This window comes from Bacillus solimangrovi (assembly GCF_001742425.1).
Classification (GTDB): Bacteria; Bacillota; Bacilli; order Bacillales; family Bacillaceae_N; genus Bacillus_AV; species Bacillus_AV solimangrovi.
Genome location: NZ_MJEH01000063.1, coordinates 36,810 through 58,853 on the forward strand (window position 1 = coordinate 36,810; position 22,044 = coordinate 58,853).

Annotated in this window: 17 protein-coding genes; 15 read left to right on the forward strand and 2 right to left on the reverse strand. The window is 36.4% G+C overall.

Annotated elements, in window-relative coordinates:
• The first annotated feature begins 345 nt into the window (after window positions 1-345).
• Window positions 346-1,002, forward strand: coding sequence for a peroxiredoxin-like family protein (locus BFG57_RS17105; protein ID WP_069718716.1), 657 nt, complete (start codon window positions 346-348; stop codon window positions 1,000-1,002).
• Window positions 1,003-1,273: 271 nt separating this feature from the next.
• On the opposite strand, the gene BFG57_RS17110 is transcribed toward BFG57_RS17105, so the two are convergent.
• Complete coding sequence (locus BFG57_RS17110) at window positions 1,274-2,965, reverse strand: methyl-accepting chemotaxis protein (protein WP_083249321.1); 1,692 nt, start codon at window positions 2,963-2,965, stop codon at window positions 1,274-1,276.
• A 232-nt stretch (window positions 2,966-3,197) separates the two neighbouring features.
• Between BFG57_RS17110 and BFG57_RS17115 the strand changes: the two genes are divergently transcribed.
• From BFG57_RS17115 to BFG57_RS17125, 3 genes are all read left to right on the forward strand, one after another.
• A complete protein-coding gene (locus BFG57_RS17115; RefSeq protein WP_245676788.1) occupies window positions 3,198-4,013 on the forward strand; it encodes a DUF368 domain-containing protein in 816 nt (271 codons plus the stop codon).
• A 371-nt stretch (window positions 4,014-4,384) separates the two neighbouring features.
• A complete protein-coding gene (gene pepF / locus BFG57_RS17120) occupies window positions 4,385-6,295 on the forward strand; it encodes an oligoendopeptidase F (RefSeq protein WP_069718719.1) in 1,911 nt (636 codons plus the stop codon).
• 181 nt (window positions 6,296-6,476) lie between these two features.
• On the forward strand, window positions 6,477-7,127 hold the full coding sequence (locus BFG57_RS17125) for a class I SAM-dependent methyltransferase (protein ID WP_069718720.1): 651 nt from the start codon (window positions 6,477-6,479) through the stop codon (window positions 7,125-7,127).
• A gap of 141 nt (window positions 7,128-7,268) precedes the next feature.
• Here the strand turns inward: BFG57_RS17125 and BFG57_RS17130 are convergent, their stop codons facing one another.
• Window positions 7,269-8,975 (reverse strand): Rqc2 family fibronectin-binding protein, encoded by a 1,707-nt coding sequence (locus BFG57_RS17130; protein ID WP_069718721.1) that lies wholly within the window; start codon window positions 8,973-8,975, stop codon window positions 7,269-7,271.
• Between the two features lie 118 nt (window positions 8,976-9,093).
• Between BFG57_RS17130 and BFG57_RS17135 the strand changes: the two genes are divergently transcribed.
• The 11 genes from BFG57_RS17135 to BFG57_RS17185 all read left to right on the forward strand — a co-directional run bounded on the left by BFG57_RS17135 (window position 9,094) and on the right by BFG57_RS17185 (window position 22,042).
• Window positions 9,094-11,766, forward strand: coding sequence for a cation-translocating P-type ATPase (locus BFG57_RS17135; protein WP_069718722.1), 2,673 nt, complete (start codon window positions 9,094-9,096; stop codon window positions 11,764-11,766).
• 177 nt (window positions 11,767-11,943) lie between these two features.
• Window positions 11,944-12,825 (forward strand): YicC/YloC family endoribonuclease, encoded by an 882-nt coding sequence (locus BFG57_RS17140; protein WP_069718809.1) that lies wholly within the window; start codon window positions 11,944-11,946, stop codon window positions 12,823-12,825.
• Window positions 12,826-12,882: 57 nt separating this feature from the next.
• Window positions 12,883-13,146 carry an extracellular matrix/biofilm regulator RemA gene (gene remA, locus BFG57_RS17145; protein WP_069718723.1) on the forward strand — a complete coding sequence of 88 codons (264 nt, stop codon included), beginning with the start codon at window positions 12,883-12,885 and terminating at the stop codon, window positions 13,144-13,146.
• Between the two features lie 12 nt (window positions 13,147-13,158).
• Entirely contained in the window at window positions 13,159-13,770 is a 612-nt protein-coding gene (gene gmk, locus BFG57_RS17150; protein ID WP_175428386.1) for a guanylate kinase, read from the forward strand.
• 1 nt (window position 13,771) lies between these two features.
• The gene (gene rpoZ, locus BFG57_RS17155; protein ID WP_069718725.1) at window positions 13,772-13,972 is read left to right on the forward strand and encodes a DNA-directed RNA polymerase subunit omega; all 201 of its coding nucleotides are present in this window, start codon (window positions 13,772-13,774) and stop codon (window positions 13,970-13,972) included.
• A gap of 180 nt (window positions 13,973-14,152) precedes the next feature.
• Window positions 14,153-15,382: a bifunctional phosphopantothenoylcysteine decarboxylase/phosphopantothenate--cysteine ligase CoaBC gene (coaBC, locus tag BFG57_RS17160; RefSeq protein ID WP_069718726.1), complete on the forward strand. Its 1,230-nt coding sequence runs from the start codon at window positions 14,153-14,155 to the stop codon at window positions 15,380-15,382.
• Window positions 15,357-17,771: a primosomal protein N' gene (gene priA, locus BFG57_RS17165; RefSeq protein ID WP_069718727.1), complete on the forward strand. Its 2,415-nt coding sequence runs from the start codon at window positions 15,357-15,359 to the stop codon at window positions 17,769-17,771. The genes coaBC and priA overlap by 26 nt, the downstream gene beginning before the upstream one ends.
• 133 nt (window positions 17,772-17,904) lie before the next feature.
• A complete protein-coding gene (gene fmt, locus BFG57_RS17170; protein ID WP_069718728.1) occupies window positions 17,905-18,861 on the forward strand; it encodes a methionyl-tRNA formyltransferase in 957 nt (318 codons plus the stop codon).
• Window positions 18,851-20,191, forward strand: coding sequence for a 16S rRNA (cytosine(967)-C(5))-methyltransferase RsmB (rsmB, locus tag BFG57_RS17175; RefSeq protein ID WP_069718729.1), 1,341 nt, complete (start codon window positions 18,851-18,853; stop codon window positions 20,189-20,191). Before fmt ends, rsmB begins: the two co-directional genes overlap by 11 nt.
• Before the next feature lie 5 nt (window positions 20,192-20,196).
• Window positions 20,197-21,285: a dual-specificity RNA methyltransferase RlmN gene (gene rlmN, locus BFG57_RS17180; protein WP_069718730.1), complete on the forward strand. Its 1,089-nt coding sequence runs from the start codon at window positions 20,197-20,199 to the stop codon at window positions 21,283-21,285.
• Between the two features lie 4 nt (window positions 21,286-21,289).
• On the forward strand, window positions 21,290-22,042 hold the full coding sequence (locus BFG57_RS17185) for a Stp1/IreP family PP2C-type Ser/Thr phosphatase (protein ID WP_069718731.1): 753 nt from the start codon (window positions 21,290-21,292) through the stop codon (window positions 22,040-22,042).
• Window positions 22,043-22,044 lie beyond the last annotated feature (2 nt).

The window sequence follows — 22,044 nt, forward strand, 5'->3', positions numbered from 1 at the left end:
CGAGATTATTGGCAGGTTTTTTCGTGCTGCTAGTATTTAATAGTAAATTATTCAATTGTAAACCATAGTTATAAAACATTTTAAAATGTGTCAACTGACGCTATGTTTCCTACATTAAAATCTAGAAATGTCAATGAAGTTTATGAGGAAGAGCAAATGTAAGTCATTAACTGATTGTTTCAACTAACCATCAGTGAGAGATGAATGAATCCCCCAAAGGATCGAAGTTTCATTTTATCAAGAATAATGTATTTATGTTATTACAATAATGATAAGCAAATTATTGTTCAATAAAAGAAAAGACTACTATAATAAATTCAATAAATAATGATAGGAGTGATTGACATGGAAAAAAGTATGCAAGAAGAAATCTCAGATTATATTAATAATTTTAAGCAGAAAGCTGATCAAGTTACTCAAGATAAAATGAAAAAAGCAATTGATGAATTAGAGAATTCTACATATGGTAAGGGTCTACGTATAGGTGAGAAAGCACCAGATTTTTTGCTTCCAAATGCGACTGGTGAACAAGTTCAACTATCTGATGCATTACAGAATGGACCAGTTATTTTGACATTTTACCGCGGTGATTGGTGCCCTTATTGTAATATTGAATTGAGAGCTTATCAGCGAATCTTAGATGATATTCATGCTCAAGGAGCAAGTCTTATTGCGATCAGTCCTCAAACACCAGATAACTCTCTAACAACCCAAGAGAAAAATGATTTGAAATTTCACGTATTAAGTGACAAAGAAAATAAAGTTGCATCACTATTTAGGCTTGTCTACCCTTTACCTGATTATTTAATTGAATTATATAAACAGAGAGGCCTCCACATTGATAAGTATAATGAAGAAGAATCATGGACCCTTCCTGTTGCTGCAACTTATATCATTGCTCAAGACAAAACGATTCTATTCGAGTTTACGAAGGCGGATTATAAGGCTAGAGTTGAACCGTCTGAAGTTTTAGAACGATTGAAACGGATCATGAAATCATAATAGATATAAACTTCATTTGTTTCTCACCTTAATTTGATATTGATAGTGTCCAGCTGATTAAGGTATGCTAATAGATATTTTTTTCAATATTTTAAAATTCCATATAAAAATTAACATACAACCTCTCCTTAATATTACTGTAAGGGGAGGTTGTATGTTAGTAAACTTATTATATTCGTAGTTTTTGCATTAAGTTATTTGATAATGGAGATGGTAAGAGTTTGTAAATAAAAGTTTGTTCCTGTTGCTTTGGCTCTTAAATAAACGAAATTTATATTTTGAATTTTTGTAATAGTGTTTGTAATTCATTACCAATTGTTTCAAGCATGTCAGCGGAAGCTTTCATTTCTTCCATTGCAGCTAATTCTTGTTCTGTTGCAGCTGAACCTTCATGACTTGCTGAAGCTTCTTTTATTGCGATTTCTTTTACTTTTTTAATTGAAGTGACGATCTGTTTACTGTTTTCAGTGATCATCTCAACGCTATTTGTAACATTTGAAACTTGGTTAACAAGTAAATGAATAGTTGCTTTTACATGGTCAAACGTTTCACTAACGATAGAAGTAGTTTTCATTCCACTGTCTACTTTTTCTTTTCCCTCCACCATGTATGTATTAATTTTGCCTGTTTCATTTTGTATATCAGTTATCATATGCGAAATTTGATCAGCTGATTGTTTGGATTGACTTGCTAGTTTATGAATTTCACTTGCAACAACCGCAAAGCCTTTGCCGTGTTCCCCTGCTCTAGCGGCTTCAATCGAGGCGTTAAGAGCTAAGAGGTTTGTCTGTTCGGCAATGTCAGTAATCATCAAGCTGATATTACCAATTTCTTTTGATTGGCCTCTTAACGTATCAATGAAGCCACCTATGTTATCAACACTATTGTGAATTTCCCCCATTTGTGTGACAACTGATTCGATTGCAGAACCTCCTTGTTCTACATTATTTGTAGATATGGAAGATAGCCTAGACATTTCTTGACTGCTAGTCGAGATTTGATTAATACGCTGTGTTAATTCATTTATGACCTCAATTGATTCGTTAACACAACGTAATTGTTCATCAGCGCCTTCAGATGTTTCTTCAGCTATATGAGTAAGGTGTTCTGCAGCGACTGTAGTTTCTGAAATACTTCCGTTAAGGTCAGTTGCGGACATCGTAAGGCTTTCAGAAGTGCTTTTAATTTTTTTAATTAACCCTTGTAGGTTATCCAGCATTTGGTTAATTGAAAGACTAAGCTGACCGATTTCATCTTCGTTTTTAACGCTTAACTTTTCTATATCCAATTTACCTAATGCTACTTGATTTGCAACAAATGACACATCTTTGATTGGCTTTGTTATATGTCGATTCAATACAAACCATGCCGCTAAACAAGTAAGCATTAATACAAACATTGAAAACAGCAATCCTAGTTTAAGGTTTGCTACTTTATCGTTCGCTTCTTGTTCTAGCAGACCAACAGCTTTATTCATTTCTGTCAGTAATTCTACATTTGAACTGATTATGACTTGTAGAGCTTCATCATTATTACCTTTACTTTGAATAACTGCTTCAACATTTTTTTTGAAAGGTTGCCATAATTCGTTAACAATATTTAATTGCTGCAAAACTGATTTCGGTGCTACTGGTATTCCTTCAGATGTGCTACCGTTCATCAAATTAGTAAGCGATTGATCGAACAGTTCCATTGTAGTTTGTAACTCTACTCGTTTTTGATTATTTTGCATGTTTGAAAGTTCAATTGCTTCTTTACTCATCTTTTGACTTAACATTCGTTGTCTTCCTGCAAGGTTAATGACTGTCGCATCAGTTTCTTGTTTGGCTAAGAACGTTGTCGTTAATAAGTAACTTCCTGCACTTAATAGTGAAACGATGATAAAAAATAGAGCTATCTTAAAGCCAACTTTTTTGTTTTTTAACATTATTTCATCACCTACATCATCATAAATTATAAACATATTACCATGAATATATCGTCAAGTTATGGAAAAAGTTGAAATTTTAAGAGTAAATTCGACTATTTGTCGAAAATCTAGTACTAATTGAAAAGGTGGAATGAAATCAATTTTTGTTTAAATGTTTAAAAAATAGCAAAAGGAATGTTTTTTTATAAAGGAAAGTGGAAGTATAATAGAGAAAGGAGAGGGAAAAAAGTGTTGTTAATTTTAGCATCGTAAAGGGGTATTTATGATGATCTGGCGAAATATTTATAGAGGTATGATTATGGGAATGACCGATTTAATTCCTGGTGTCAGTGGCGGGACAATTGCAATGATATTAGGGATCTATAATCAGTTAATTACAGGGCTAAATCAGCTTTTTAGTAAAGAATGGAAAAAAGAAATTGGGTTCTTTTTACCGCTCTTAATAGGAATTTTGATCTCGTTCTTATTATTAAGTAATGTTATGGAAACATTGCTACGTGATTATCCTCAACCGACATATTTCTTTTTTATCGGCTTAATAATAGGACTTATTCCATACTTGTTTCAATCTATTCAATATAAAAAAACATTTACACGAAAACATTACACTTTGGTTATTGTCTCTGCTCTAGTTGTAGCTAGTACGGTTTTTTTTAGTGATAATGAAGTTAACGGTATTGTAATTGAGCTTGGTTGGGATGAGTTCATTACATTGTTTTTTTCTGGTTGGCTTGCAAGTACGGCCATGCTTTTACCGGGAGTGAGTGGCTCATTTGTCTTACTCGTACTTGGTGTGTATCCGACTGTAATTCACGGATTATCTGTGTTAAATTTCGCAATTATTAGTGCGGTTGGTTTAGGTATTCTTGTAGGTCTAATTGTAACAGGTAAAGTCATTTACCTGTTATTTAAACGATTTAAAGTTGCTACATACGCTGTAATGGTAGGTCTATTAATAGGGTCAATTGTAGTTATTTATCCAGGATTTCAAGCAGATATGAAGCTTGCAATATTAAGTGTGACGACCTTTATCTTTGGTGTTATAGGGGCGATGTTGTTAGGGAAGTACGAATACCGGTAAAATACAAATGAACAATATACTGTTTAAGAAGCTAACCTGATTTAGTTATAGGTTAGTTTTTTTATTTGAATCAAACAAATCAGAGAAAGTTGGTAATTTACGGACATGAACGAAGGATTTTGTGAAACAATATGAGTAAAGTGAACGACAAATTTATTTATTATTTTTTGTTTTCAACAAATAGTGATTAATTCGATTAATTAAACTCAACTCTTCGTTTCATCTATATAAAAGTATACTTAATAGATATAGTAAGAATGTTATAAATAATTTTCTGAAAAAATAATTCAAATCATCTATTGAATAATTAAACTTTTCTGATAATATAATAATGAGGTTATAATTACCAAAAGTAGAAAGGGGAGGAATCTATGAAAAAGAAGATTCTATCATCATTAACAGCAGTTGCAATTGCTACTTCAGTAATTTCAACTCCTGGTATTCCATTAAATCCTGTTAAAGTTGAGGCGGCACAGGATGCGTTAAAGCCTACATATGAAACACGAAGTGAAATTCCAGATGAGTTCAAGTGGAAGCTTGACCATATTTATGAGACGAAAGCAGCTTGGGAAGCAGATGTGAAGAAAGTTGAACAAATGGCGAATGATTTTACAGCACACCAAGGTAAAATTTCTAAGTCTCAGGATAGCCTTGTAAAAGCTTTAAACAGTTATAGTGATTTGATGAGGTTAACAGATAAAGTATACGTTTACGCTAATATGAGCTTTGATGTAAACTCAACGAACCCTGATTTGCAAGAGCTTGCTGATAAAGCAGGGAATGTTTTAACTCTTGTTAGTGAGAAAACGTCTTGGTTTGCTCCTGAAGTTGCAGCTATGCAAGCTAATAAACTTGAGAAATACTTAAAAAGTGATGAGATGAAGCCGTACGCGATGTTTGTCGGTGATATTATTCGAGAGAAAGAGCATACGTTATCAACAGAACTTGAGAAGTTACTTGCTCAAATATCACCACTTTCTAGTAACCCAGAAGATGTATACGGTGCATTAATGACGAATATTAAGTTCCCAATGATTAAAGATGAAACTGGGAAAGACATTCAATTAAGCCGTTCAAACTTCATTTCTTATATGGAAAGTGAAAATCGTAATGTGCGAAAAGCTGCATTTGAAGGCTTTTATTCCACGATGGAAAAATACCAAGATACGTTTGCACAAACGATAAGTGGAAATGTTAAAGCACATAATATTAATGCAAATGTGCGTAATTATGATAGTGCACTTGAAGCGTCACTATCAGCGAATAATGTTCCTGTGGAAGTATATGATAACTTAGTTAAAACAGTTAATGACAACTTACCATTACTTCACCGTTACATGGAATTAAAGAAGAAGCTTTTGGAAGTAGATGAATTACATATGTATGATATCTATACGCCAATAGTTGATTATCAGGCTGATTATATCCCGTATAGCAAAGCGAAAGAAATGGTGAAAAACGGTTTGAAGCCATTAGGGCCTGAAGTACAATCTATTATAGATAAGTCATTTAATGAAGGTTGGGTTGATGTTTACTCAACTCCAGATAAACGTTCAGGTGCTTATCAATGGGGTGCATATGATACACATCCGTACATGTTGTTAAATTATCAAGGTACGTTAGATGATACGTATACAATTGCTCATGAGGTTGGACATGCATTACAATCTCATTACACAAATGCGAAACAGCCGTATATGACATCAAATTACCCAATTTTCACGGCAGAAGTTGCTTCAACGTTAAATGAAGCGCTAATGTTCAAAGAAATGTACAATAATGCAAAAACGAAAGAAGAAAAACTTTATCTCTTGAATCAATATTTAGAGAATTTCAGAGGTACGTTATTCCGTCAAACACAATTTGCTGAGTTTGAGAAAGCTATCCATGACATGGACAAAGCAGGTGAATCATTAAATGCGGAAGCATTAAAGAAACTTTACCGTGATATTAACGCGAAATATTATGGTAAAACGATGATTTCAGACGAAGAAATTGCAATGGAATGGGCACGTGTTCCACATTTCTATTATAATTTCTACGTTTATCAATATGCTACAAGCTTTGCAGCATCACAAGCTCTATCTAAGCAAGTAATGGAAGAAGGCGATGTAGCTGTTAAGCGCATTACAGAAAACTTCCTTTCTGCAGGAAGCTCTGACGCTCCACTTGAGGTATTAAAAGCAGCTGGTGTTGATATGTCAACAGCAAAACCAATTGAAGATGCAATGAAAGTATTCGAACAAACGTTAGATGAAATGGAAAAATTATTAGAAGAATAGAATGTGAAATCCTGCATATTTATATGCAGGATTTTTTATCACGATAAGAAATCATAATACGTTAAGGTGTTTAGGTTTTCGTGTTATATGACCAAGACCATAATTCTACTGATCTGGGGACTTCCTGAATTGTATAATTAAAATGGAAGAGGTATTCTCAAAATGTAAAGGTGGAAAAATAATGAGAAAAATGACAGGGCAAGAATTTGATCAGTTAGTGGGATTTTTTGATAGCATGGTGCAGACGAGTTGGTTAAGTGGAATTCATGGTGAACTTAAGGGGATAAGTGGAAGTTGGTCCAACTTGTCAATATTAGATGTAGGATGTGGGACAGGACGTTTATTAATGAGAGGAGCAGAAGAAGCTAGGCAGTTAACAGGAGTTGACCTTTCTGAAGCGATGATACAAAGTGCACAACAGGTCATGAAACCGTATATTTCAAAAACGAATTTATCTGTTGGTGACGCATGTGAATTACCGTTACAGGATGATCAATTTGATTTATCACTCGCTACATGTGTACTTTTTCTTTTACCTGAACCAGAAGTTGCCATGCAAGAGATGTTGAGGGTGACTAAAAAGGCTGGACGAATTATTACGTTGAATCCATCTGTTTATTTAACTGAAGAGGTAGCGGAAGAATTATGCCGTGTTAGTGATATGTCTGAGTTCGAAAAAACTACGTTAAAGCAATGGTCAAAGGTATCACAGCGAAGGCATCGTTATGATGAGCAGCAATTAAGTGATATTTGGCTTAAGTTGGGGGCGAGTAGTGTTGAAAATCAATTCGTTTATCATAAAATTGGAATTTTAACTGTTGTTAATGTATAACTGCATGAAGCAACACGTGAGGTTAACTGTCATGTGTTGCTTCATGTTTTGAATAGATATGTGTTTGTTTTGTATTTCAATGTTCTAGTCAAAAAGTGATATATTTGTTATAAAGTAGCTACTTAAGCAGGAAATGGGGCTCTATTTCTTAAGTTTTAAAATTAAATCTTCATCAGGTGTCACAAAAATTGTTTTCTGATTATCATAGATGACAAATCCTGGTTTTGCACCAGAAGGTTTTTTAACATGCTTAACTAGTGTGATGTCAACGGGTACTGAGCTTGATTGTTTCGCTTTGCTAAAATAAGCTGCGATATTAGCTGCTTCATGCAGTGTCGTTTCACTTGGATCTTCAGCACGTATGACCACATGTGAACCAGGGATATCTTTCGTATGTAGCCACGTATCTGTCCGATTGGCATAGCGGTTGGTAAGAAATTCGTTTTGTTTATTATTTTTACCGACATATATGTCAGTGCCATCGCTAGAAATGTATTGTTCAAGTTCGATGTTCTTTTTCTTCTTCTGTTTTTTATTTTGTGAACGACGTTTTAAATAACCTTCTTCTATTAGTTCTTCACGAATTTCCTCAATATCCTTCCATGAAGCGGACTCTACTTGTTGAATGATTGTATCAAAGTACGTTGTTTCTTGTTTTGCTTTTTCAATTTGTTCGATAACGACGGACACTGAATTTTTCAATTTGTTATATTTTTGAAAATAACTTTGCGCATTTTCTGAAGGTGTCTTCTGCACGTCCAAAGGAATTGTAACCGTACTACCTTGTTCATCATAGTAGTTTATCACTTCGACTTCTTTATCACCGCGTGAAATCAAATGCATGTTCGCTGTAAGTAGTTCTCCGCGTAACTGATAGATGTCTGCTTTCTTCGAGTCTTCTAATGTGCGTTCAAGTTTAATAATCTTCTTTTCGTTTTTCTTTTTTTCATTTCGAATGAATTTCTCGAGATCATTTGCTTGTTGCTTGATTCGGTCACGATCTGCTTTTCCATAATAGAATCGATCCAACATAGCGCTTATCGTCGGGAATGTACGTGATTCACCTTGAAGGTGTGTCAATGGTAATACATAAAACAATTCCTTCGTTTCTGTTTGAATAATTTGAGGTGCAATTTCATCATGACGTACTTTCTCGATCAAATTAAAAAAATGCTGAAGTAGATTCGTACGATTAGCTAACCCAGCTAGAAAAACTGCTTCCTTTGCAAATAGTGGCGAAATTCCAGCGAAATTTTGAACGATTTGCATATCGACTTTTCCAGCATTGAAATCCATTTTCTTTAAAAATACTTCTTCATTAGCTTCAAAAGGGTTGACTTTATGTTGTGAAGGTGGACGTTCGTATGAAAGACCTGGCATTACTGAACGTTCACGGCTAACAGCTGGTGTAATATGTTTAATACTCTCAATGATTTTTTCTTTTTCTGATTCAACGAGAACAATGTTACTATGACGTCCCATAATTTCGATAATAAGTTGTTTTTTTGATTCATCACCTATTTCATTTCGCGAGCGAATATCAATAATAATGATACGTTCAGTTTCAATTTGATGAACTTTATCAATTATTCCTCCCTCGATATGTTTTCTCATCATCATACAAAACATCGGTGGTTGCTCTGGGTTTCCATATGTTTCATTCGTTAAATGAATACGTGAATAAGTAGGATGAGCAGATAAGATAAGCTGCTTTTTCTTACCATGTACACGGATATGAACAATTAAGTCATATTTATTCGGTTGATAAATTTTACTGATTTTTCCTCTGACTAATTCTTCGTTAAGCTCTTTTGTCATTGCTTTTGTTACGATACCGTCAAAAGACATATCAATCACCTCACAGTGTAGCTAGTATAGCATTTTTTACAGCTTGTCTGAATATGTATGTGATAGAGGTTAAGAAAAATTACAATTATTGAGTAGGTGAAGGTATGAGGTGTAGAGAATGAAATGGTATGAAAGTGATGTAGACGCGGTCGAGGAACTTGTTCATACGGATAAGCAAAATGGCTTGTCAGAAAGCGAAGCGAAAAAGCGTATTAGTAAATTTGGTTATAACCAACTAGCTGAAGGAAAAAAGGTGTCTGCGTTATCTTTGTTTCTTTCACAATTTAAAGATTTTATGGTGTTTGTGTTACTAGTCGCAACGTTTATTTCAGGTTTGCTCGGAGAATACATAGATGCTGTTGCGATATCGGCGATCATATTTTTGAATGCCTTACTAGGCTATTATCAGGAACGTCGAGCTGAAAAATCTCTTGAAGCGCTAAAACAACTATCATCACCACAAACAACAGTGTTACGAGATGGAGAGTGGAGGAAGGTTCCATCACAAGAGTTAGTTGTCGGTGACATTGTCAAGTTCACAAGTGGAAGTCGAATTGGTGCTGACTTAAGGCTGATAAGATCGGATGGTGTTGAAATTGAAGAGTCAGCCTTAACTGGAGAGTCAGTACCTGTTTCAAAGCAAGTAGAACGAATCGAAGGAGATTTAGTGGAACTTGGTGACCAAGCTAACATTGCCTTTATGGGAACGCTTGTAACCCGAGGTAGTGGAGTAGGTATCGTTATTGGCACGGGTATGAATACGGCGATGGGACAAATTGCAGGTTTGTTGGAATCAGCACCACAACAAGTGACACCTCTGCAACGTAGGCTCGAGCAGTTAGGTAAAATTCTTATCGTTTGCGCACTAGGGTTAACCGTACTAGTTGTTGCATTAGGGATCATGCAAGGACATGACATGTATAAAATGTTTCTGGCCGGAGTTTCGTTAGCAGTTGCAGCGATACCAGAAGGTTTGCCTGCGATTGTTACAGTTGCACTCTCATTAGGGGTACAACGCATGATTAAGCGAAAAGCGATTGTACGAAGACTAAGCGCTGTTGAAACGTTAGGTTGTGCCAGTGTAATTTGTTCAGATAAGACAGGTACGATGACACAAAATAAAATGACAGTTACAACGATTTATGCATCAGGTAAAAAATGGTCTGTAACTGGCACCGGTTATCAGCCAGAAGGATGTTTTTTTAATGGTGGAACGGAAATTCGTGTCTCACAAGAGAAAGCCCTTCAACAACTGCTTTCATTTGGATTATTAGTTAACCATGCAAATATAGCTGAAAAAAATGCAGAGTATGTCTTAGATGGAGACCCAACTGAAGGTGCTCTTGTAGTCGCAGCTATGAAGGCAGGGTTGAGTCGTGAACCATTATTAGAACAATATACGGTAGTACATGAGTTTCCATTTGATTCAAAACGAAAAATGATGAGTATGGTTGTTGAAGATGAGAACGGAGACCGATATGTTGTGACGAAGGGTGCGCCTGATATTCTCTTACAGAAAAGTGAATGGGCGTTGTGGCACGAACGTAAGCAACCGATGTCAGCCAAAATTAAGAAATCACTTGAAGGATCGATCGAATCAATGGGAGGGCAAGCATTACGCACAATTGCCGTAGGGTTTAAACCTCTTCGATCTAAGCATGAGTCTTACACGATAAATTCTTTAGAAAAAGATCTAATTTTTGTTGGGTTATTCGGTATGATTGATCCACCTCGACCAGAGGTAAAAAATGCCATTCGTGAGTGTCGTGAGGCTGGGATTAAGACTGTCATGATTACTGGTGATCATGCAATCACTGCTACAGCGATCGCCTCATCTTTAGATCTTCTTCCACCTGGTGGAAGAGTGATGGATGGTTATGAATTATCACAGCTTTCAGTCGATGAATTAGAAGATGTTGTTGAAGATGTATATGTATTTGCACGTGTTTCACCTGAACATAAATTAAAAATTGTGCAAGCACTGCAACAAAGAGGACATATTACTGCAATGACAGGTGACGGGGTGAACGATGCACCTGCAATTAAAGCGGCTGATATAGGGATATCGATGGGAACAACAGGAACAGATGTAGCTAAAGAAGCTTCAGCGTTAGTTTTAATGGATGACAATTTTGCTACAATAAAAGAAGCGATAAAAGAAGGACGGAACATTTATGAAAATATACGGAAATTTATACGTTATTTACTGGCATCAAACGTAGGAGAAATTTTGGTGATGTTATTTGCGATGTTAATGGCATTACCATTACCTCTTGTACCTATTCAGATTTTATGGGTAAATCTCGTAACAGACGGTCTTCCTGCGATGGCACTTGGAATGGATAAACCTGAAGGTGATGTTATGAAACGAAACCCACGTCATCCTAGGGAAGGAGTGTTTTCCAGAGGACTAGGCTGGAAGGTGTTGAGTAGAGGCTTTTTAATTGGACTCGTAACATTGCTCGTATTTTTATTTACGTATCGCGGAGGACAGAATGAACTAATACACGCACAGACAGCAGCATTTGCAACTCTTGTTATGGCTCAACTGATCCACGTGTTTGATTGTAGAAGTGATTATTCTGTATATCATCGGAACCCATTTGGTAACGTGTATCTCTTATTTGCTGTCGTTTCATCAATACTGCTTATGATGGCTGTAATTTACTATCCGCCACTTCAACCAATATTCCATACGGTTTCATTAGCGGCTCATGATTGGTTATTAATCCTTGGACTTGCAGGTATACCGACATTCGTTTTCGCTGGTAAGTTATTATCGAATAAATAAAAACATGCGCTGGAATATTTATTATTCCAGCGCATGTTATGTTTGGATGAATATAGGGGAAAGTCCATTTAGTTCAGATAAATGATATGGAAAAAATAATTGAAAATATGCAGATTCCTTTTCGATACTTGTCCAACTTGCTAAAATTATATAGAATAGAAAAGTGGATGTGATATGATGATTGTAAGTATGACAGGTTATGGACGTTATAAAACACAAACCGATACTATGACAGTTACAGTTGAAATGAAATCTGTTAATCACCGTTTTTGTGAAATTGCGGTTAGAATACCACGACAGTTTATAATGTTTGAAGACAAAATGAAGCGCATTGTAAAAAAGCATGTACAACGAGGTCGAGTTGATATATTTGTAACGATAGAAGGAAGCAGCGTTACAACAAAAAGTTTGGAAGTAGATTGGGCATTAGCTGAGCAATTTCACACAGCATTAAGAGAAACGAAGAAGAAGTTTGAGCTTGATGGTGACGTGTCAATAGACCAGTTTGTACACTATCCAGATTTATTTATCGTTAATGAGACAGAAGACGATATAGCACAATTAGAAGATATTTTTCTGGAAACGACTCAAGCTGCTGCAGAACAACTAACTTCAATGCGTCAAAAGGAAGGTTATTCATTGGCCGATGATATATCAGAACGGCTGCTAACTATTAATAATATTGTAACAAACTTATTTACATACGCTAATCAAGTAGAAGTTAAGTATCGTGAAAAATTACTTAGAAAAGTTACAGAATTCACCACAGGTACGATTGAAATGGATGAAGGACGCATATTGACAGAAGTGGCACTCTTTGCTGATAGAGCTGATATTTCTGAAGAACTGACTCGATTGAGAAGCCATATTGGGCAGTTTCAACAGTCGTTAAAATCAGATAGCTCTGTAGGAAGAAAACTTGATTTTCTATGTCAGGAAATGAATAGAGAGATGAATACCATCGGAGCAAAAGCCAACGATGTCACTATAAGTCAGCAAGTGGTTGAACTTAAGAGCACGCTTGAAAAGATCAAAGAACAAGTCCAAAATATCGAATAATTTAAGTTGTTGAGTTCGTCATGATATGTGAACTTGTCATTTAGGAGGATAACCTGCATGGGGATTAAGTTAATAAATATCGGGTTTGGTAACATTGTTTCTGCAAACCGCATTATTTCAATTGTTAGTCCAGAATCAGCTCCCATTAAGCGAATTATCACTGAAGCACGCGAGCGCAACATGTTAATTGATGCAACATATGGTCGTAGAACGAGAGCTGTTATCATTGCTGATAGTGATCATGTTATTCTTTCTGCTGTTCAGCCTGAAACGGTTGCTCAACGTCTAGCAAATAAAGATGATATATCTGAAGAGGGGTAGAGTGCAATAATGATTAAGCAAAGAGGGATTTTATACGTGCTTTCTGGGCCTTCAGGTGTTGGAAAAGGCACAGTCCGAAAAGCGCTTTTTGAGAGGGATACCCACTTGCAATACTCAATTTCAATGACATCACGTTCGCCACGTGAAGGTGAAATTGATGGTGGTGATTATTTTTTCAAGAAAAGGGAAGACTTTGAACAGTTAATTAAAGACAATAAGTTACTGGAATGGGCTGAATATGTAGGCAATTATTATGGAACACCGATTGACTATGTAGAACAAACATTAGACGAAGGTCAAGATGTTTTTCTGGAAATTGAAGTGCAAGGTGCGATGCAAGTGAAGAAAGTATTTCCAGAAGCAGTATTTATCTTTTTAATTCCACCTAGCCTAGAAGAATTAAAAAATCGCATTTTAGGACGTGGGACGGAAACCGAAGATTTAGTAAATAATCGTTTATCAGCTGCAAAGGTTGAAATTGAGATGATGAACGCCTATGATTATGTAGTAGTAAATGAAAAAGTAGAACATGCAGTTGAACGTGTAGAAGCGATTGTTCACGCTGAGCATTTCCGCAGAACACGTGTTGAAAAACAATATAGAAAATTGCTGGAGGTAGAATAAAATGTTGAACCCTTCCATTGACGAGTTGATGAAGAAAATCAATTCAAAATATACGCTTGTTACTGTTTCATCAAGACGTGCTCGCGAAATTCAAAACGATGGTAATCCATTAGTTGCTCGTCCAACTTCAAAGAAGTTTGTCGGTACAGCACTTGAAGAAATTAACGAAGGAAAGCTTTATTTTTTGAGAGAGAATGAATAAATTTCTTTAGAATAACAACCTAGTTCATTTAGGTTGTTATTTTTTTCAGCTTTCATCACGGTTTTAGATGATATGCTTGTTGGTCTATAAGGTGTAGAAATCGAGTTTCTCTATTTCTATTAACATGTAAATGAACTAATTTTGAACTGATATACAAAGTAGAGAGAGGAAGAGAGCAGTATGAACGGAAAACATATTTTATTATGTGTAACTGGAGGCATTGCGGTCTACAAAGCAGTTGCTCTTGTCAGTAAACTTACCCAAGCCGGTTTTCAAGTGAAGGTGCTCATGAGTGAATCTGCACAACAGTTTGTAACACCTTTAACGTTTCAATCCATGTCACGTCAACACGTTTACACGGACACGTTTGATGAAAAGGACCCACAAGGGATAGCCCATATTGATTTAGCAGATTGGGCTGACCTCGTTGTTGTAGCTCCTGCAACAGCAAATGTTATTGGGAAATATGCAAATGGAATTGCCGATAACATGATTACGACAACATTACTTGCTACTACTGCACCTGTATGGATTGCTCCTGCAATGAATGTTCATATGTATGACCACCAAGCAGTTAAAGACAACATTAATCGTTTGTATGAGCGAGGGATTCAATTCATTGAACCAAGTGAGGGATATTTAGCGTGTGGTTATGTTGGGAAAGGTCGATTAGAAGAACCAGAGAAGATTACTGCAATTATCAGTAGTTATTTTAATGAAAAAGAAAAACAACCATTGAAAGGTAGGAACGTATTAATTACAGCTGGTCCAACACGTGAGAAAATCGACCCGATTCGTTTTTTTACAAACCATTCGTCTGGAAAAATGGGCTATGCTCTAGCTCAGGCTGCTAGTAAGTTAGGTGCTAATGTAATACTTGTATCTGGTCCAACAAACTTAACTCCACCCTCAAATGTAAAAACTATTAATGTGAATACAGCTCAAGAGATGTACGATGCTGTGATGGAACATGCAAATGCGAGTGAAGTTATAATAGGAGCAGCTGCTGTAGCTGATTATCGTCCAAGACAAGTTTATGATGAAAAAATGAAGAAAAAAGATGGTTCGATGATAATTGAATTTGAACGGACTCAGGATATTTTAAAGACACTAGGTCAACAAAAAATGAATCAAATTTTAGTAGGGTTCGCAGCTGAAACGGAACGACTTGAAGAATATGCGTTGAAAAAGTTACAATCGAAAAACGCAGATCTCATCGTTGCGAACAATGTTAGTGAGAAAGATGCTGGTTTTGCAACAGATACGAATCGTATTTCGATTTTTAATCGGAACGGGATTAATAAAGTTTTGCCTCTCTTAACAAAAGAGCAGGCGTCAATTGAAATATTAAAAGAAGTTGAACAATTGCTTGAGGAAGTGGAGTATGAAAATCGCGAAAGTAATCGTTGATGTCGCCTCTAATCAGACAGATCGCCCATTCGATTATCTTATTCCAGCTCTATGGACTGAGACAGCAAGGCGAGGAATGAGAGTAATCGTACCTTTTGGGCCACGAAAGGTGCAAGGATTTATCGTTGATGTAACAGATACAACTGATGTAGGGAAGCTGAAAGAAATTGAATCATTTCTTGATGTTACACCTGTTATTAATGAAGAACTATTAAAGATGAGTTATTGGTTAGCTGATCAAACGTTGTGCTTCAGAATTTCAGCGTTACAAGCGATGCTTCCTGCTGCAATGAAATCAAAATATGAAAAAGTTATCACTTTGGCTGATTGCTCGGAACTAAACGATTTACCAGATAATCTAAGACCATTTTTCAAAGACCAGCGTATAGTGAAATGGAAGGAAATAGAGCAAGTAAAGGGTATTATAACTGATGTTCAGCGTGCGGTTAGTTTACATTTGCTTGAAATTATTTATGTAACGAAAGCACATACAAAGAAAAAAACGATCCGAACGATTGAACCTGTATCAACAGAGAAATTAACACAAGGCATGCAAGGGCTGTCTAAACATGCGAAAAAACAAATACAAGTAGTAGAATATTTTATAGAGAATCCCAATGCTATTCCGCTGGCACAATTAGTAAATACGTTAAACACTACAGATGCTCCAGTTAAAGCACTAATTGAGAAAGGGTTGTTGAAGGAAACATCTGAGGAAGTTTATCGTGACCCTTTTCAAAATCGTACTTTTAAGAAAACAGAACGGCTTGATTTAACAGAACAACAGCAACGAGCGTTAAATCCAATAAATGAAACAGTTGAGAACAATAAACATGAGGTTTTTCTTGTATATGGAGTAACAGGCAGTGGGAAAACAGAGGTATATCTTCAAGCGATTGAAGCTGTTCTTGAACAAGGCAAAGAAGCAATTGTGCTCGTTCCGGAAATTTCTCTAACTCCAATGATGGTCGAACGTTTTAAAGGTCGTTTTGGTGATCAAGTAGCTGTCCTTCACAGTGCGCTGTCTGCAGGTGAAAAGTATGATGAGTGGCGTAAAATTTTACGTAAGGAAGTAAAGGTTGTAGTAGGGGCGCGCTCCGCCATTTTTGCTCCTTTTGAAAATATAGGAATTATCATAATTGATGAAGAACATGAATCAAGCTACAAACAAGAAGAGAATCCACGTTATCATGCGAGAGATGCAGCAATATATCGTGGAGAGTACCATCGATGTCCTGTTATTTTAGGTAGTGCGACTCCAGCGTTAGAATCGTTTGCACGTGCGCAAAAAGGTGTATACAAACTGTTATCACTCACAAAACGTATTCAAGCGAGGGAAATGCCGAAAGTTGAAATTATTGATATGCGGGAAGAATTGCATAGCGGCAATCGTTCAATGTTCTCAACACGTCTATTTGATCAATTGAAAGATCGTTTAGAAAGAGGAGAACAATCGGTACTTTTTTTGAATCGACGTGGTTTTTCGACTTTTGTCATCTGTCGTGATTGTGGGTTTGTAATTGAATGTCCACATTGTGATATTTCCTTAACGTATCACAAGCGGGGACACCAACTGAAGTGTCATTATTGCTCATATGAACAGTCAATGCCAACAGTATGTCCAGAATGTAGTGGAGAACATATCCGTTTTTTTGGAACAGGTACTCAAAAGGTAGAAGAAGAGCTAGCAAAGGTATTACCTGAAGCAAAGGTTATTCGAATGGATGTAGATACAACTCGTAAAAAAGGTGCTCATGAGAAGTTATTAACTGCATTTGGACAGAAGAAGGCAGATATTTTGCTTGGTACACAAATGATAGCGAAAGGATTAGATTTTCCAGATGTCACACTCGTTGGTGTACTAGCAGCAGATGCAATGTTACATATTCCTGACTTTCGTGCTTCAGAAAAGACGTTTCAATTATTAACTCAAGTAAGTGGTCGAGCTGGTCGTCATAAGTTACCTGGTGAAGTTGTTATACAAACGTACACTCCAGAACATTATAGTGTAACAGCTGCGGCTCAACACGATTTTGACCGTTTTTATGAACAAGAAATGTTATTGAGGAAACGTGTGCAATATCCACCATATTATTACATAACTCTTATCACTGTTTCTCATCCTGAAGTAACAAAAGCTGCAGGAGTGACAGACAAAATAGCAGAGTTTTTAAGGTCTCAATTATCAAGTCAGGCGATTATACTTGGCCCAGTTACCTCAGCTATTGCAAGGGTGAAAGATAGATATCGTTATCAATGCATGATAAAATACAAAAGTGAACCGAATTTACTAGAGGCGTTGCATGCAATAATGGAACGTTATAAGCAAGAAATTAGTCGTTCAGAGTTACAAGTTTCAATTGATTTGAATCCATACATGATGATGTGAAAATATAGAAGAAATAAGAAATAGTAAGATAAAGTGTATAGTATAGATCGTTATAAAGTGACCGTTTTACTTATTTAATTTTTAGGCAAGAAAAGTAAGAAATGATCGACGAATATAAAGGATGGTATTCGATATGACAAAGATTGTATTTATGGGTACGCCGGACTTTTCTGTTCCGGTGTTAAGACAACTAATTACTGAAGGCTATGAGGTTGTAGCAGTAGTGACACAGCCTGACAGACCAAAGGGTAGAAAGCGTGTTATGACACCTCCGCCAGTAAAGGTAGAAGCACAAAAACATGGTATACCAGTGTTGCAACCTGAAAAAATTCGTAATAAAGAAGAACTGGATAAAGTATTAAATTTCGAGCCAGAACTAATTGTAACGGCAGCTTTTGGACAAATCTTACCAAAAGAGCTGTTAGAGGCTCCGAAATTCGGCTGTATTAATGTACATGCATCACTTCTACCTAAGTTACGTGGAGGAGCGCCGATCCATTATTCAATTATAGAAGGACATGAGAAATCAGGTGTAACCATTATGTATATGGTTGAGAAGCTTGATGCTGGTGATATGCTTTCAAATGTCGAAGTACCGATTGATGAACGAGATGATGTCGGTAGTCTTCATGATAAGTTAAGTGAAGCTGGTGCAAAGTTATTACTTGAAACAATACCTCAGTTGTTAAAAGGTGAAATACAACCACAAAAACAAGAAGAACAAGAAGTTACATTTGCATTGAATATTAAACGAGAGCAAGAGGAGATTGATTGGACAAAAAAAGGAGAAGAAATTTATAATCACATCCGTGGTCTTAGACCTTGGCCTGTTGCATTTACGACACTTGCTGGGAAGGTTATGAAAGTATGGTGGGGAGAAAAATTACCATCATCTGTATCTGGTCAACCAGGTGAAATAATTGCACGTGATGAAGATGGTATTATTGTAGCTACTGGTAATCATACAGCGATTAAACTTACAGAAATTCAACCTTCTGGTAAGAAAAGAATGACTACAAAAGATTATTTGCTCGGTTCTGGTGCAAACCTGAAAGTGGGTACTGTGTTAGGAGATCATGATGAAAAATAATGTTCGATCAGTTTGCCTCGACATCTTAGATAAAATTGAAAAAAATCAATCTTATAGTAATTTACTGCTAAATCAAGCAATTGAGAAATCTCGTTTGAATAGTAAGGATGCAGCGTTATTAACAGAAATTGTATACGGTACAATTCAACGAAAGTTAACACTTGATTACTATCTTTCCCCATTTTTAACGAAGGCTAAGAAACTACAACCGTGGGTACGACAGTTATTAAGATTATCTCTGTATCAAATGGTCTATCTTGATCGAGTACCAGAACGTGCTGTTATCCATGAAGCAGTCGAAATTGCAAAACATAAAGGTCATCGAGGAATTTCCGGAATGGTTAATGGTGTGTTAAGAAATATACAACGTACTGGCATCGCTGATCCTGAAAAGATATCAGATCCAATTGAACGAATCAGTATCGCAACTAGTCATCCAAAGTGGTTAGTTGAAAAATGGGTCCAACAATACGGAGAAGAAATTACGAGAGACATGTGTGAACAAAACCTTCTTCCACCTTCAAATACAGCAAGGGTCAATATTCAAAAAGCAACGGTTTCTGAAGTGTTAACGATGCTTAAACAAGCTGGAATTGAAGCAGAGAAGGGACTCCTATCAGAAGATGCGATTGTTATAAAATCTGGTAATGTAGCAAAAACCACAGCATTTAAAGAGGGGTATTTAAGTATTCAAGATGAAAGTTCTATGCTTGTAGCAAGAGCTTTAGACATAAAACCTGGACAAACTGTTCTTGATGCTTGTGCTGCCCCAGGTGGAAAAACAGCACATATTGCTGAACGTTTGTTAGGTGTAGGAAGTGTCATGTCTGTTGATTTACATGATCATAAAGTAAAATTAATAGCTCAACAAGTACATCGACTAGGGTTAGATAATGTGAATGCTATGCAAGGAGATAGTCGTAAACTTCATGAGAAATTTGGACCAGAATCATTTGAGCGGGTGCTTGTAGATGCGCCTTGTAGTGGTTTTGGTGTTATGCGTCGTAAGCCAGATTTGAAATATGCAAAAACAGCTGAAGATGTGCAACGTTTAGCAAACATCCAGCTTGATATTCTTGAAGCAGCTTCCCAAACTGTAAAAAAAGGTGGACTGCTTGTCTATAGTACATGTACGATTGATTTAGAAGAAAATGACCAAGTTATTTCAACATTTCTTCGTAAGCATGCTGAATTTGAATTAGATACTACATTATCTAGTCGAATGCCAGCAGTACTTCGAGAACATTGTGAAAGTGGTAAAATTCAAATTTTATCACATGAATATGATAGTGATGGTTTCTTCATTGCAACTTTACGAAAGAAGGTATAACAAGTATGGAAAAATTACAAACAACAATAGACTCAGTTGAGCTCTCAGATAAACCTTCAATCTACTCTCTTCAATTTAATGAACTTGAAGAAAAATTAAAAGAGTGGGGAGAACCGAAATTCCGTGCCACTCAAATTTTTGAATGGCTTTATCAAAAGAGAGTTAAACAATTTGAAGAAATGACAAATTTATCAAAAGGGTTACGTGAGCGTTTGTCGAATGAGTTTGAGGTTACAACGTTAAAAACAATCGTTCAACAAACAGCAACAGATGGAACGATTAAATTTTTATTTGAAATGAAAGATGGTTATTCGATTGAGACGGTATTAATGCGTCATGAATACGGGAATTCTGTATGTGTAACGACGCAAGTTGGATGTCGAATCGGTTGTACATTCTGTGCATCAACACTTGGAGGCCTCAAACGAAACTTGGAGTCTGGTGAAATTGTTGCACAAGTTGTCAAAGTACAACAAGCTTTGGATGAATTAGGAGAGCGTGTAAGCTCTGTTGTAATTATGGGGATCGGTGAGCCATTTGATAATTATAAGAGCATGTTAAGTTTCTTAAAAATTATAAATGACAATAAAGGCATCAATATAGGTGCACGACATATTACCGTATCGACAAGTGGAATTATTCCAAGGATTTATGATTTTGCTGATGAAGGTTTACAAATTAATTTTGCGATTTCGCTTCATGCTCCTAATATGGAAATTCGTTCGCGCTTAATGCCGATTAATAAGGCATATAAGCTACCAGACTTAATGGATGCAATTCGATATTATATTGAGAAAACTGGTCGCAGAATAACGTTTGAATATGGGTTGTTTGGTGGGGTGAACGACAAGGTTGAACATGCTGAGGAGCTAGCTGCCTTAATTAAAGACCTAAAGTGTCATGTTAATTTAATTCCAGTTAATTATGTACCTGAACGAGATTATGTTCGCACTCCACGTGAACAAATCTTTGCCTTTGAACGTACGTTAAAAAACAATGGTGTGAATGTAACAATTCGTCGTGAGCAAGGTTCAGATATTGATGCAGCATGTGGGCAATTGCGTGCAAAGGAGCGAGAAGAAGAGACGAGGTGAAAGAATGTTAACAGCCTTTGAAAGTGATAAAGGGAAAGTAAGGGCGCATAACGAAGATGCTGGTGGCGTGTTTTTAAACACTGCTGCTAGCACTTGCCTTGTGCTTGTGGCAGACGGTATGGGTGGTCATCAAGCAGGAGATGTTGCGAGTCGAATGACAGTAGAAGGACTTGAACATGCTTGGCAAAGCGCTGAGTTTTCTACTTCTGAGGAAGCGAAAAATTGGCTAATACAGACAATTGAAGAAGTGAATGAACATTTACTGCAATACTCGAAATCACATGATGAATGTAAAGGGATGGGAACAACAATTGTATCTGCTATTTGTACTGAAGAGTATGTAGTTGTTGCACATATTGGTGACAGTCGTTGTTACATAAAGAATCAGTATGATTTCAAACAAATTACAAGTGATCATTCTTTAGTAAATGAACTTGTTCGTTCCGGGCAAATTTCAGCTGAGGATGCTGAAAATCACCCTCGAAAAAATGTGTTAATGAGAGCGCTAGGAACAGAAGAAGGCGTAATAGTCGATGTGAAAACGCTGACATGGGAAGAAGGGGATCTTATCTTACTATGCTCAGATGGATTAACAAATAAGGTGAGCGACGAAGATATGCATGAGATATTAGCATCTAATCTCTCATTGCATGAGCAAGCAGCACAGCTTACAGCTATGGCAAATGAAGGTGGCGGCGAAGATAATATTACCGTTGCAGTCGTTCAACATCAGGGAAGGGAACGTGGAAGCGAGTGATG

Coding starts and splice junctions, on each gene's coding strand:
- BFG57_RS17105 (WP_069718716.1), top strand. CDS start 346: ATGGAAAAAAGTATGCAAGAAGAAATCTCAGATTATATTAATAATTTT.
- BFG57_RS17110 (WP_083249321.1), bottom strand. CDS start 2,965: ATGTTTATAATTTATGATGATGTAGGTGATGAAATAATGTTAAAAAAC.
- BFG57_RS17115 (WP_245676788.1), top strand. CDS start 3,198: ATGATCTGGCGAAATATTTATAGAGGTATGATTATGGGAATGACCGAT.
- pepF (WP_069718719.1), top strand. CDS start 4,385: ATGAAAAAGAAGATTCTATCATCATTAACAGCAGTTGCAATTGCTACT.
- BFG57_RS17125 (WP_069718720.1), top strand. CDS start 6,477: ATGAGAAAAATGACAGGGCAAGAATTTGATCAGTTAGTGGGATTTTTT.
- BFG57_RS17130 (WP_069718721.1), bottom strand. CDS start 8,975: ATGTCTTTTGACGGTATCGTAACAAAAGCAATGACAAAAGAGCTTAAC.
- BFG57_RS17135 (WP_069718722.1), top strand. CDS start 9,094: ATGAAATGGTATGAAAGTGATGTAGACGCGGTCGAGGAACTTGTTCAT.
- BFG57_RS17140 (WP_069718809.1), top strand. CDS start 11,944: ATGATTGTAAGTATGACAGGTTATGGACGTTATAAAACACAAACCGAT.
- remA (WP_069718723.1), top strand. CDS start 12,883: ATGGGGATTAAGTTAATAAATATCGGGTTTGGTAACATTGTTTCTGCA.
- rpoZ (WP_069718725.1), top strand. CDS start 13,772: ATGTTGAACCCTTCCATTGACGAGTTGATGAAGAAAATCAATTCAAAA.
- coaBC (WP_069718726.1), top strand. CDS start 14,153: ATGAACGGAAAACATATTTTATTATGTGTAACTGGAGGCATTGCGGTC.
- priA (WP_069718727.1), top strand. CDS start 15,357: ATGAAAATCGCGAAAGTAATCGTTGATGTCGCCTCTAATCAGACAGAT.
- fmt (WP_069718728.1), top strand. CDS start 17,905: ATGACAAAGATTGTATTTATGGGTACGCCGGACTTTTCTGTTCCGGTG.
- rsmB (WP_069718729.1), top strand. CDS start 18,851: ATGAAAAATAATGTTCGATCAGTTTGCCTCGACATCTTAGATAAAATT.
- rlmN (WP_069718730.1), top strand. CDS start 20,197: ATGGAAAAATTACAAACAACAATAGACTCAGTTGAGCTCTCAGATAAA.
- BFG57_RS17185 (WP_069718731.1), top strand. CDS start 21,290: ATGTTAACAGCCTTTGAAAGTGATAAAGGGAAAGTAAGGGCGCATAAC.